Here is a 12,987-nt window from a genome sequence, read left to right on the forward strand (position 1 = left end):
AGTGCCCATACGTGTGAACCCGCTCAGTGCTTCCCGGACCCGGAGCCGTCCCCGAAGGAGTCCAGCCGGTTGTTCTGCAGGTTGATCCCGTCCAGGGCGTCCTGCCGGGTGCCCTCGATGTTCCGCAGGTTTCCCAGCGTCGCCGAGCCCAGATACGCGAAGGCGTTGCCGTACTCCCGGAAGACGGACAGCAGGGTCTCGTTGGTCTCCGTGTAGCCGGGGAAGTTCTGCTGGTAGAACTCGTCGTCGTAGCCGAACGCGCCCTGGAATTCTGCCTGGTGGGCGATGAAGTCGTCGCCCGCCTTCTTCGCGAGGTCGGGCAGCACCCCGATCAGCTCGACACCCTCGCGCAGACCGGCGGGGTTCGCCTCGTACCTGTCCGAGCTCATGGCTACCGTCCTCACCCTCGGGGCTTCTGATGGTCGTCGGGATCCTCGTGGATCTCGTCGCGCAGGCGGTCCTTGGCCGTCCGGCCGCGGCCGGCTGCCGTGCCGTCGTCCAGCGCTGAGCCGAAGAGCCGGTCCCAGTCGATGTCGATGCCGCTGATGCCGGTGGTGCCGCCGCCCTCGCGCCGGGTGAGCGGGGCGAACGTCTCCATCACACGGTGCGCCATCTGCGCGCGGGCCTCCTGCACGGCCTCCAGCACCGAGGCGGCCAGTTGGGGGCCGGGCAGATTGCGGAATCTGCCGTCCAGGAACTTCAGGCCGGTCAGTTCGCCCTGCGCGCCGACCGTGGCCTCCACCGTGCGGTCCCGGGAGCGGGCGGTGGCCGAGGCCTGGTTCAGTTCGCTTTCGGCGCGGGCGACGGCCTCCTGCACCGCCTCCAACTCGGCCATGGCCTGCGCCAGTTTCTGCTGCATCGACTCGCTCATCGACCGATCACGGCAGGTGCGCCTCCCTCGTCCGCGCCCCAGACGTCCTCGTCCTCGGGCTCCCATGCCTCGCGGGCGCGGTTTCCGCTCTGTGTCTCCGGCCGCCCCGGCACTCCCCCGCCGCCGGCCGGCGGGAGGAACGGGGTCGCGCCGGCGGTCGGGCCGGCCGCTGCCACCCGCACCTCGTCGTCCGCGTAACCGCCGTGGGCACGTGCACCACCCGACCCGGTGCGGGTGCGGCGGTTGCTGATGACGTCGCTGTCGATGACGTTGCGGACCCGCTCGCCGTCGTTGTTGCCCGCGCCGCCGCCCGCGCCCATGCCTCCCATGCCGCCCATCGGCATGCCTCCCATGGGCGTTCCGCTGCCGGTGGACGCCGTCGAACCCGCGGTGCCGTCGAGTCCGCCGCCGGTCGTGGCGAGACCCGGGAACGCGGCGGTGTTCAGCAGCCGGCGGTTGCTCGACGCCGTCTCCGCCGTGCCCGACCCGCTGTAGTCGAGGGGGGATTGGTAAGGGGTGTCGTCGTACAGCTCCTCCTCGTAGGAGGGGTGGTCGTACGACGGCGAAGGGGAGGACGAGGAGCCGTACGAGGGCAGGTCGCCGCCGTTGAGGTAGCCGGAGGAGGTCGTGCCGTCGGGCAGGGTGACGGTGGTGGAGCCGGTGTCCGGGTCGACCGTCTGGACGGTGCCGTCCGGGTACTCCGTGATCACATGGCCGTTGGCGTCCAGGTGGGTGACGCTGCCGTCCGGATTGTTCAGCAGGTCACCGGTGTTGAGCGGGCCGGAGAAGGTGGTGCCGTCGCCGCGGGTGACGGTGGAGCTGTGGGTGACCGGGTCGATCGTGGCGGAGCTGCCGTCGGGGTATTCGGTGACCACGCGCCCGTTGGAGTCGATATGGGTCTCGCCGCCGCCGGGCAGGTCCAGGGTGCCGTCGTTGACCGGGCCCGTGATGGTGGTGGGCGACAGCTGTGACAGATCGCCGTTGTTGAGGATCTCCTGCCGGGCGCTGTCGTACTGGGCGAGCGCCTCCTGCTCCCGCCGCGCCGCCTCCTGCTGGAGCCGCTGCTGTTCGGCTTCGGCCTCGGCCTGCTTCTGCTCCTGCTCGGCCTGCTTCTGTTCGGCCTTCGCCTCCGCCTCCGCCTGCTTGGCCTCCTGTTCCTTCTCCTTGGCCTCCTGCTCGGCCTTGGCCTCGGCTTCCTTCTGCTCGGCCTTCGCCTCCGCCTCCGCCTGCTTGGCCTCCTGCTCCTTCTCCTTCTGCTCCGCCCTGGCCTCGGCCTCCCTCTCCTTGGCCTCCTGCTCGGCTTCCTGCTCGGCCTGCTTGGCTTCGGCCTCCTTCTCCTTCTGCTCGGCCTTCGCCTCGGCTTCGGCCTCCTTCTGCTCCTGCTCCTTGCGCTGACGCTCCTGCTCGGCCTTGGCCTGGTTCATCTGGGCGATCTGCAACTGCTCCTGACGCGCCTGCGCCTCGGCCTGCTTGGCCTCCTGTTCCTTCTCCTTCTGCTCCGCCTTGGCCTCGGCCTCCTTCTCCTTGGCCTCCTGCTCGGCCTTGGCCTCGGCTTCCTTCTGCTCGGCCTTCGCCTCCGCCTCCGCCTGTTTGGCCTCCTGCTCCTTCTCCTTCTGTTCCGCCTTCTCCTCGGCCGCCTTCTCCTTGGCTTCCTGTTCGGCCTTGGCCGCGGCGGCCTTGGCCTCGGCCTCGCGCTCTTTCTGCTCGGCCTTCTCCTCGGCTGCCTTTTCCTTGGCCTCCTGCTCGGCCTTCTCCTTGGCGGCCTTCTCCTCCGCGGCCTTCTCCTTGGCCTCCTGCTCGGCCTTCGCCGCGGCGGCCTCCGCCTCGGCCTTGGCCGCCTGGTCCTTCATCCACTGCATGTACGCGGCCTGCTGCGCTGCGGCTTCCGCCGCGGCCTTGTCCGCCTTCTCCTGGGCGAGTTCGGCCTCGTCCTTGGCCAGGCCCTCCTCCAGCGAGCTGCCGCCCCGCGACTTCACGGCGCCGAGGTCGAAGGTGCTCTTGCTCCAGGCGTCCTTCACGTCCTTGAGGGCCTCGACGGCGGCCTTGTCGAGTTGGTCGACCACGGACTTCTGCCAGTCCAGGATCGCCTGGTTGCCGATCTGCGCCCAGGTGCCGAGGTCCTTCAGGTCACCGAACTCGCGCGCCGGGGTCTTCGCGTCGCCGGGGTCCTTGGCCGTGTTGTCGAAGCCGGCTTCGGCGACGTAGTTGACCGAGGCCGGGGCTTCGGAGTAGCTCGGGACGATCTCGTAGGTGATCTTCGTGATGTTGTGGTCCCACACGTGCTTCATCACCCTGGACAGCAGGGCGTGCAACCAGCCCAGGGGGTTGCCGTCCCGGTACTCCCACGTCGCCCAGGCGGTGTGCAGATCCCAGGCGGCAGCGCGCAGGGCCTTCTTGGCGTCGCGGACCTCGTTGCCCTGTTTGGAGAAGTAGCTGCCGTTCGGGCTCATGTCGTCGGCGTAGTCGCCGTACTGCTTGTTGAGCTTCTTGACGAGGTCCCAGAAGACACCGGCGGCGGTGCCGCGCCAGGCGTCGTTCTTCTCCACACCGACCCGGGTCTGCCACTCCTCGATCTTCTTCTGCTGGTCCACGAAGAACTTGGCGACCCGGTCGAACGCCCCGGCGACCACGTCGAAGTTGGCGAGCGTCACGGATGCCGCTTCGTCGACGGACACCTCGTTCCAGGTGAATCCGTGCGTGCCCTCGGGCTTGTTGAGCAGCGCCTCCAGGGCGAGCCCGGTGCCGTAGCTGTACTGCGCCAGCGGCCTGGTGTCCCAGGTGGGCTTGCCCATGCCCAGATGGTTGTCGTACTGACTGGTGAAGGTCCCGCCCTCGACATAGCCGCCGGTCGGAGGGCTGTCCCCGCTCTTCTGCCCGAGCAGGGTGATGCGCGCCTTGTGCATCGACACGTCCGAGCCGGCCCCGCCGGAACCACTGGTCGAGTAGAACGGGATGACGAAGTCGGTGTTCTGGATCTGGTAACCGGCGTTCTCGTAGAGCCAGTTCAGATCCTCGGTGTCGACGTAGTCCACTTGGGAGACGTCGGATATCTCCACCTTCATCAGGGGGATGCCCTCGTTGCCCACCAGGGTGTCGAACAGCGTGTCCCGCGCGGGTGCCACGTATCCGGTGAACAGCTTGATGGCCTCGTGCCAGTGGTCGTTCGTCGCGGTGAGATCACCGGTGATCTTGGTGGGGTCAAGAGCCATGCCGAAGGACCTTCTCCATCAGGTGGGCCGGGGAGGCGAGCAGGCGGGGCGGACGAAGGGGTCAGTCGTCCTCGTCGTCTCCCGACCCGGACCCGTCGGACAGGACGCTGTCGACGTCCTCGAAGAAGTCGATGAAGTCCTCGCCCTTGATCTTGTCGAGGTTCTCGTCCCGGGTCTTGAAGAGCTTTTCGATGGTGTCCTCCAGGCTGTCCTGGATCTCCTCGAAGAGCTCTCCCTGTTGTTTCAGGATTCCGGTGATTTCACCGATGAAGGTGTTCAACGCCTTCACCACGTACTGGCCGTTGGTCCAGCTGTTGTCGCCGGCCATCAGCCCGATCGCGATGGGGTTCTTGTCCTGGCCGGTCAGGAAGCCCGCCCGGGTCCCTCCCCCTTCCTCCAGGTCCACCAGGGCCGGCACCTCCAGGGTGCTGTCCCCCGGCGCGGTCCCCGGCAGGCCCATCTTGCGGAGCTCGTCCGCGAACGGGATCACGTCGTTGTCGAGAAAGCCTTGCAGCCAGGCCTTGTTGAGGTTGACCGTGGGGGCGGTCTCCGCCATGCCGTACTCCTTTGGATGCTGCGCCTGTCGGTTACCGCCCCGGGGTCATGCGGGCCTCGGGGGGTGAGGGCGGTCAGCCGCCGATGCGGACGCTCTGCCAGAGCTGGGTCAGCGAGTTCTCGCTGTACTTGTAGGTCCCGGAGACATCGGTGAGCAGGGCCGAGTTCTCGGCGAGGATCCGCTTCATCGTCTCGACAGCGTTGTCCCAGGCGGCCTGCTTCTCGGAGTAGACGGAGCGGTCCTCGCCTTCCCAGGTGTTGCGCAGTTCCTGGAGCTCCGCTTCCAGGTTGGTGAGGATGCTGTCGATCGCCTTGGTCTGCTGGACCATGTCGTCGGCGGCGTTCTCCATGTGGGAGTAGTCGACGTAGATGAGTCCGTCGGTGAAGTCGGGCATGGCTGTCCTCGTCTCTTTGCGGGCTTGTGGGGCGGGAGGGCGTGATCCGAGGGGTGTCAGCCCGCCAGCTCGTTGAAGATCGCTTCGGAGCGGTCGTAGGCCTCCTGGATCGACTGGACCGCCGAACCCTGCTGCAGGCCCTTGGCGCGGAGCGTCTCGTTGAGGGTGTCGATCATGCTGTTCAGGTTGACCGAAATGATCTCTGCCTGCTGGTCCCAGCGTTCCAGAAGCTGCTGGAACGCACCGCCGTCGCTGCCGGCGTATCCCGAGGAGAGGGTGTTCTTCATCGCGTCGACGTCCTGGCGGCAGCGCTGCACGCCGGCGAACGCCTGCTCCAGCGCGGTGACGCCGTTCCGTGTCGCTTGTTCCTCTGACTGCTGCTTGCCGGTGGGCGTTGTCATGGGGGCCGCGCCTCCTGAGGCTCAGGGTGAGTAAGTGAGCTTAGATGATGGTGAGTTGATGGATTTTTGGTCTACCCCACCTCCGGGCCGCCTGGCCAACCCGAACGACGGGATGACGCCAAGAGTTCATCCCCCGTCCGCTTCCGTCCCGCCCGGTCCACCGTCCGTTCTCGCGTCGCCCGCGCCGTCCGTACCGGTCCCGGCTTCGCCGGTTCCGCAGCGCGGTGCCGTCGTGGTGCTCGTCCCCAGCGCCGCCGCCTCGGGGGTCAGGTCCGGCCCGGTCGGCAGCATCGCCAGCAGCGGTGCGGGAAGCCCGCGCGCCTTGCCCTCGCCGTAACCGAGTGCCGCCAGCGCCTGCGCCGAGCCCACGCGGTACTTCATCCCGGTGTCCGTCACCAGGTAGAGGGTGCCGCCGACCTCGCTGCCGCCGGCGCCGAGCACCCGCACCAGAGCTCCGCCACCCGGCGGCACAGTGATCCTGTCGACCGGCACACAGGCCGGTGTCAGTCCCTCCGGCGGCGCCTGGGCCGCCGGGCCGAGGTCACCCGCCACGACCACGGCGACGCTGATGCGGGGGCCCTTCTGGCCCGGCTGCACCCGTACGCAGGCGGTCGTGCCCTCCTCGACGCCGACCACCTGCGGTGGTGCGGCGGGCCGGTCGGTGTCCTGTGCCGAGGTGTCGGCGCCGGGCGCCAGACGGCCGCTCAGTGCGTCCGCGCCCAGCGTCGCCACCTGCGCCGCGCGCCCCTCGTAGACCTTCTCGCGGATGTCCGGGGCGCCCAGCAGCAGTGCCGCACCGGTGGCGGTGAGGGGGACCAAGCCCTCGCGGCGCAGCAGGTAATAGCGTTCCGCGGAGCCGGGCACGGTGACGCGGAACACCTCGCCGATGCGGGTGCTCCGGCCGCCGAGCACCGGCCCCTTCGCGCCCAGGCCGGGGACGTCCGCCGGGGTCAGGTCGGGCCCGGAGGGCACGGAGTTCAAGAAGGCCGCCGACACCGCGACGCGCGGAGTGGCCCCGTATCCCAGGGCCTCTCGGGCGTTGGTGACCTTGTCCAGCCGCAGTTTGCTCCCCCGCCACACCAGGTAGTCGGCCTTGTCGGGACCGGTCACCAGCAGCGCCTGAGTGGTGGGCAGGCCCGCGGCGGCGGCCGGCGCGCCGACGGCCAGCGTGGTGCCGGTGGAACCGGTGGCGGTGCCCGAACACACCTGCCAGGGGCCGTTGTCCAGCTCGCCGCTGCCGGGGAGCGCGTCGGGGGCGCCGGTGATGCCGACGGGCGTCCCATGGGGGGCACCGCTCAGGGAGCCCGCCCCGACCGTGGCCACCGTCATGTCGGCCCCGGCCAGCAGCCGCGCCGAGGCGTAGTTGCGCACCGGCCGCAGCCTGCCGTCGAGGTAGAGGTAGCGCGATCCGGTGGCCTTGTTGACCACGAGCGTGCCCGGCTCCTGCCAGGAGTCCTTGGCGCCCGGCTTGAGCAGCCCGAGCACGAACGCCCCGGCGGAGATCAGCACGGCGATCACCACGCCGATGACCACTCCACGGTTGGTCCGGCCCTGGGGGCTCTCGGGCGCGTCCGGATCAGCGCGCAACATGCTGGAGGTGAGCCGCCCCATGACGAACATGTGCGCCTGGACCTGATCACGTCGGGACTGCATGGCGGCGTTCGGTGCCCTTTCGGTTCAGCGGGGTTCGGCCGTCTCGGTTCACCAGGGTTCGGCTGTCGGCGAGTCGGTCTTCGGGGAGTCGGTCCTCGGAGGCGTGCTCAGCCGTTGACGGACCGCAGGGCCCCGTAGACGCCGAGCACCCACAGGGCGAGCGGCAGCAGACTGATGGCCAGGGCGGAGTGCAGCAGCTCCGCCGCCCGCCCCCAGTACGGCACGAGGCGGCGTCCGGGCACGGTCCAGGACGCGATGGCCAGGGCCGCCGTGACCGCCAGCAGGCCGGCGGCCACCCCCAGCCGGGGTCCCGGTGCCAGGTCCGGAGCGTCCGCGAGGACCAGCAGGAGTAGACCGGCCACGCCCGGGACCACCAGCGACAGCCGCTGCCAGATGTTGCCCAGTCCGCGCGCGTGCAGCACCAGCAGCAGGGACAGCACCGCCGTCGTGATCGCCTCGGCGAGCCCGCCGTCCCGGGCGAGCACCGCGACACAGCCCGCGGCGACCACCCCGACCGCCGCGTACAGCGAGGTCATCCAGCCGTCGGCGAGGACGGCGCGGTCGGCGACCACCGACGCCGGATGCGGGTCGATGCCCTCCTGCAACTGCTGGGCGTTGGTGGGCAGCGGGGGCATCCGCATGCCGGACATGCGGAACGACAGGGAGGGCACGAAGGCGCCGAGCGCCACCGCCACGACGGCGAGGATGCCCGCGACGTGCGCCGGCGGGAGATCGGCGGCCAGCATCAGGGCCGCGGCGACCGCGCCGAACAGCGCGACCACGGCGAGGCCGAGGAACAGCGCGGCGAACGCGGCCACGACCGCGAGCGCCAGGACCGCGCCCCCTGTGGCGGCCGCCCCGGCCGACAACAGCCGTGCGCCGAGCGCCTCGTAGGCGTGTCTGCCGCTCAGTTCGCCGCCCGGCAGCAGCCAGCCCGCCACCGCCAGGTACGGGGCGACCATGAAGCCCAGCACGGCTCCGGCGCCGGCGTCCCCGACCGCCCGGCTCGCGGCACCCGCGCCGGCGAGCAGCAACAGCCCGGCCACCGAGGCGAACAGGGCCCGGGACAGGGCGGAGCCGCCGGGCACCGCGATCAGCAGCAGCCCGCAGCCGAGCACCGCCACCGCGATCCCGAGCAGCAGCCGGCGACCGGCCTGCGGGGTCCAGCCGTAGGGGTGTTGGCGCATGGTCGTGGCGATGCCGTCGACCAGGTCGTCGAGGTGCACCTCCGGCAGCGCCTCGGTGCGCGGCCTGAGGAAGAGGGTCTCGCCGTCGCGCAACGCGTAGGAGTCCAGGGTGCGTTCCTCGTCCATCGGCTCGCCGCCCAGGCGCTGAAGGACCCAGCCGCCGTGGTCGAGTCCGGCTTCCTCGAGGTCGTCGCCCGCATAGCCGAGGACCGCGGGCAGCAGGTCGGCGACGGGGACGTCGGCGGGCACGGCGAGGTCCACGGTCCGGGCCGGGGCCCGGACCGTCAGACGGCACAGCTCGGCCACCTGAGTGTCAGTCATGGGGCTGACTCACGCCTCTTTCGAAGTTGGTGCTGACTGGGGGCGGAAACACCGGGTGGCGTACCGCCGAACATCGTGTTAACGCGCGAGGCGTATGCAACTCGCCCAGGTGGGACGGTAGTTCACCGCCTCCTCGACGATCGTAATATCAGCCGACCGGTGGTTGCGTCCTGCCCCACCCTCCTCCCCTGCCCCACAAGGAGACGGCTCTTGAGTGTGGTCCTGTTCCGACGCCCGGCCCGGCGGCGAGGCCCTGAGATGCCGGACGGGGAACTCAGCCTGCAGGAACCACCGCCCCTGCCCGAGGTGGTGCCGGACTCCTCGGCCATCTGGACCTACCTCCCCATGGCCCTGATGTCCGTCTCCATGATGTTCATGTTCATGCGGCCCGGCGTCACCCGGGGCAGCGGCGGGTTCATCTACCTAGCCCTGGGCGTGATGGTGGTGGCCGCCGCCGCGATGATCGTCGGACAGGCGATGCGCCGCAGCAGTGAACGCAAGCAGCGCCTCAAGGGCGAACGGCGTGACTACCTGCGCTATCTCGGCCAGATTCGGCGCAAAGTGCGCGGCGCCGTCGCCGACCAGCAGCGCGCCCTGTCCTGGCGCCACCCGGAACCCGCGGCCCTGTCGTCGATGGTGGGCACCACCCGGCTGTGGGAACGCAGGCCGCGTGACGAGGACTTCGGCGAGATCCGGGTCGCGGTGGGCGAGCAGAAACTTGGCCTGAAACTCACACCTGTCGCCACCAGCCCCGTCGAGGACCTGGAACCGCTCAGCGCCCACGCGCTGCGCAGCTTCATCCGCGCCTACGCGACCGTGCCGGACCAACCGATCGCCGTCTACCTGCGCGCCTGGGCCCGGGTACTGTTCCGCGGGGACGAGGAACCCGTACGGGCCGTCACCCGCGCCCTCCTCGCCCAACTGGCCACCTTTCACTCGCCGGACGACCTGTGGCTCGCCTTCTGCGTCGCCGACGAGCGGCGTGCGGACTGGGAGTGGACCAAGTGGCTCCCGCACGCGTTGCATCCGCACGACACCGACGGCGCCGGCCCGGTCCGCATGACCGTCTCCGCCGTGGGAGAGCTGGAGGACGTCCTCGGCGCGGAGTTCCAGGAGCGGCCCGCCTTCGAGCCGGACGCCGTCCCCGGCCGGGAGGAGCCTTTCACCGTCATCGTGATCGACGGCGGCACCGTCCCGAGCGGCCACCGGCTCGACGGCCCCGGCTACCGCAACACCGTCGTGCTGGACCTGTCCGGCGCCCTGAGCTGGCGGCCCGGGCGGGTCACGCTGCGCTTCGAGGTGACCGAGGACTCCTTCGCCCTGGTGCGCACCGACCGGGACCGCAGGGAACAGACCACGGTGCTCGGCCGCCCCGACGCCTTCGGCACGACGGGCGCGACCGCCCTGGCCCGGCGACTCGCCCCGTACCGCATGGGCATGGGAACCGGCCCCGACGCGGCCCAGCCCCTGTCCAGCAACGTCGAACTGACCACCCTGCTGGGCATCCCCGACCTGCACCGGCACGATCCGGCCGCCCTGTGGCAGCAGCACACCGGCACCGCGCGGCTGCGGGTGCCCATCGCCGTCGGCGCGGACGGGCAGCCCGTGGAACTCGACATCAAGGAGTCCGCGCAGGGCGGCACCGGCCCGCACGGCATGCTCATCGGCGCCACCGGCTCCGGCAAGAGCGAACTGCTGCGCACCCTCGTCCTGGCCCTCGCCCTCACCAACTCCTCCGAGACCCTCAACTTCGTCCTCGTCGACTTCAAGGGCGGCGCCACCTTCCTCGGCCTGGACGAACTGCCGCACACCTCGGCCGTGATCACCAACCTGGCGGGCGAGGCGGCCCTGGTCTCCCGCATGCAGGACGCCCTGCACGGTGAACTGATGCGACGTCAGGAACTGCTGCGCGCCGCAGGCAACTACACCTCGGCACTGGACTACGAGAAGGCCCGCGCTTCCGGCGTCCCGCTGGAACCGCTGCCCAGCCTCTTCGTGGTCGTCGACGAGTTCAGCGAACTGCTGGCCGCCCACCGCGAGTTCATGGAACTCTTCGTCATGATCGGACGGCTCGGGCGGTCGCTCGGCGTCCATCTGCTGCTCGCCTCGCAGCGTCTCGACGAGGGCCGTATGCACCAGTTGGAGAGCCACCTGTCCTACCGCATCGGCCTGCGCACCTTCTCCGCCATGGAGAGCCGCGGCGTCCTGGGGGTGCCGGACGCCTACCAGTTGCCGCCGGCACCGGGCAGCGGCTTCCTCAAGTCCGGTGTGGAGGCCCTGACCCGCTTCCGCGCCGCGTACGTCTCGGGTCCCTACCAGGAACGCCGCGGGGTCGCCCACCGGGCCCGGGTCACCAGCCAGACCGTGCCGTGGACGACGACCTACGTCATGCCGCGCCATCTGCCCCTCACACCGGACCCCGACCCGGAGCCCGAGCCCGACGAGAACGGCGAGACGCTGCTGTCCGCAGCCGTGGCACGGCTGCGCGACGCCGGCCCCGCCGCCCACCAGGTGTGGCTGCCGCCGCTGGACCGGCCCACCACCCTCGACCAGGTGCTGCCCCCGCTCACCCCCGACCCCGAACTGGGCCTCACCGCGGTCGACTGGCCCGGACGCGGCCGGCTCACCATCCCCATCGGCATCGTCGACCGGCCCTTCGACCAGCTTCGCGACCTGCTGACCCTCGACCTGTCGGGCGCGGGCGGGCACATCGCCGTCGCCGGCGGTCCGCAGAGCGGCAAGAGCACGATGGTCCGCACCGTCCTGACCGCGCTCGCCCTCACCCACACCCCCCGCGAAGTGCAGTTCTACTGCCTGGACTTCGGCGGCGGCACCCTGGCGGGGCTGGCCGGACTACCGCACATGAGCGGTGTCGCGGCCCGCCTCGAGACCGAGCGCGTCAGCCGCACGATCGCCGAGGTCACCTCCCTGCTCGCGGCCCGCGAACGGTTCTTCCTCGACCACGGCATCGATTCGATGGCGACCTTCCGGCGCCGCCGCAACGCCGGGGAGTTCCCGGACGAGCATCACGGCGACGTGTTCCTGGTCATCGACGGCTGGTCCACGGTCCGCCAGGACTTCGACCGGCACATCCAGACCTTCGGCGCGATCGCCGCGCGCGGCCTCAACTACGGCATCCACCTGATCGTCACCACCGCCCGCTGGGTGGAACTCACCTCCTCGATCCGCGACCAGGCCGCCACCCATCTGGAGCTGCGGATGGGCGACCCCATGGACTCGGAGATCGACATGCGGCGCGCCGCGACCGTGCCCCGGCTGCCGGGACGCGGTCTGACGCGGGACACCAAGCTGCACTACCTCACCGCGCTCCCCCGCATCGACGGCACGGAGTCGGCCGACGATCTCACCGACGGCGTCGCCGACCTCGTCGCCGCGGTCCGGGAGAGCTGGCAGGGCCCGCCGGCCCCGCCGGTCCGGATGCTGCCGGCCAAGCTCCCCTACGCCGAACTCCCCGCCCCCGCCCCGGCGAGCGGACCCGAGGGCGGCTTCCGCATGCCGATCGGTCTGGAGGAGGAGGAACTCTCCCCCGTCTGGCACGACTTCACCGAGACCCCGCACATGATCGTCGTCGGGGACACCGAGAGCGGCAAGACCAACATGCTGCGGCTGGCGGCCAAGGCCGTCATGGACCGGTACACCCCCGCCGAGGCCCGCATCCTCGTCGTCGACTACCGCCGCGAACTGGTCGAGGCGATCCCGGACGAGTACCGCCTCGGCCACGCCGTCTCGATGGACGCCCTCAAGGACATGGTCTCCGGCGCCGCCCGGGCGGTCACCACCCGCCTGCCGGGCCCGGAGATCACCCCGTCCCGCATGCGCACGTGCGACTGGTGGAAGGGGCCGCGGCTGTTCATCCTGGTGGACGACTACGACCTGCTGGGCGCCGGACCCATGAACGCCCCCTTCGACCCCCTGCTCAACCACCTCGCCCTGGGGTGGGAGGTCGGCCTGCACCTGATCGTCTCCCGGTCCGCGGCGGGCGCGGGCCGCGGCCTGAACGAAGCCCTGCTGCGCCGCCTTCAGGAGGTCAACTCCCCCACCCTGCTGCTGTCCTGCCCGCCGTCGGAGGGGTTCGTCATCGGCAGCCTCAAGGGCCGCAACCTCCCGCCGGGCCGCGCGACCCGGGTGACCCGCCGCAAGTCGACCCAGTTGCAGACGGCACTGCTGGACGAGGTCCGCGCGGATGCGTGACCCCGAGAACGGCCCGCCCCGGGGCCCCGGACACCGGCGAACGTCCGGGGCACTGCGCGCGGTCCCGCGACGGGCGCCGTCCCAGGTCCTGCCACGACGGTGCGCACGCCACGAAGGGAGGGCGCGGCCCGCGTGCACACCGGCTGCGACACGGCTCGTCGGCCGCCCCGGTGCCCCGGGTCG

Annotated in this window: 9 protein-coding genes; 1 reads left to right on the forward strand and 8 read right to left on the reverse strand. The window is 70.8% G+C overall.

Annotation, left to right across the window (positions count from 1 at the left end; translation table 11 throughout):
• Window positions 1-23 precede the first annotated feature (23 nt).
• From DI272_RS02050 to eccD, 8 genes are all read right to left on the reverse strand, one after another.
• Complete coding sequence (locus DI272_RS02050; protein ID WP_109493408.1) at window positions 24-389, reverse strand: hypothetical protein; 366 nt, start codon at window positions 387-389, stop codon at window positions 24-26.
• An 11-nt stretch (window positions 390-400) separates the two neighbouring features.
• A complete protein-coding gene (locus DI272_RS02055) occupies window positions 401-871 on the reverse strand; it encodes a YbaB/EbfC family nucleoid-associated protein (protein WP_109493409.1) in 471 nt (156 codons plus the stop codon).
• A complete protein-coding gene (locus DI272_RS02060) occupies window positions 868-4,080 on the reverse strand; it encodes an AAWKG family protein (protein ID WP_109493410.1) in 3,213 nt (1,070 codons plus the stop codon). Before DI272_RS02060 ends, DI272_RS02055 begins: the two co-directional genes overlap by 4 nt.
• 61 nt (window positions 4,081-4,141) lie before the next feature.
• Complete coding sequence (locus tag DI272_RS02065; protein WP_109493411.1) at window positions 4,142-4,636, reverse strand: type VII secretion system-associated protein; 495 nt, start codon at window positions 4,634-4,636, stop codon at window positions 4,142-4,144.
• Window positions 4,637-4,709: 73 nt separating this feature from the next.
• Window positions 4,710-5,030, reverse strand: a complete 321-nt coding sequence (locus DI272_RS02070; RefSeq protein ID WP_109493412.1) for a WXG100 family type VII secretion target — start codon at window positions 5,028-5,030, stop codon at window positions 4,710-4,712.
• Window positions 5,031-5,086: 56 nt separating this feature from the next.
• Window positions 5,087-5,431 (reverse strand): WXG100 family type VII secretion target, encoded by a 345-nt coding sequence (locus DI272_RS02075; protein ID WP_109493413.1) that lies wholly within the window; start codon window positions 5,429-5,431, stop codon window positions 5,087-5,089.
• 126 nt (window positions 5,432-5,557) lie between these two features.
• Window positions 5,558-7,084, reverse strand: coding sequence for a type VII secretion protein EccB (eccB, locus tag DI272_RS02080; protein ID WP_109493414.1), 1,527 nt, complete (start codon window positions 7,082-7,084; stop codon window positions 5,558-5,560).
• 107 nt (window positions 7,085-7,191) lie between these two features.
• Complete coding sequence (gene eccD / locus DI272_RS02085; RefSeq protein WP_109493415.1) at window positions 7,192-8,592, reverse strand: type VII secretion integral membrane protein EccD; 1,401 nt, start codon at window positions 8,590-8,592, stop codon at window positions 7,192-7,194.
• A 216-nt stretch (window positions 8,593-8,808) separates the two neighbouring features.
• Here eccD and eccCa point away from each other — a divergent pair, with 216 nt between their 5' ends.
• Window positions 8,809-12,804 carry a type VII secretion protein EccCa gene (eccCa, locus tag DI272_RS02090; RefSeq protein WP_109493416.1) on the forward strand — a complete coding sequence of 1,332 codons (3,996 nt, stop codon included), beginning with the start codon at window positions 8,809-8,811 and terminating at the stop codon, window positions 12,802-12,804.
• Window positions 12,805-12,987 lie beyond the last annotated feature (183 nt).

Source organism: Streptomyces sp. Act143, assembly GCF_003143935.1.
Classification (GTDB): domain Bacteria; phylum Actinomycetota; class Actinomycetes; order Streptomycetales; family Streptomycetaceae; genus Streptomyces.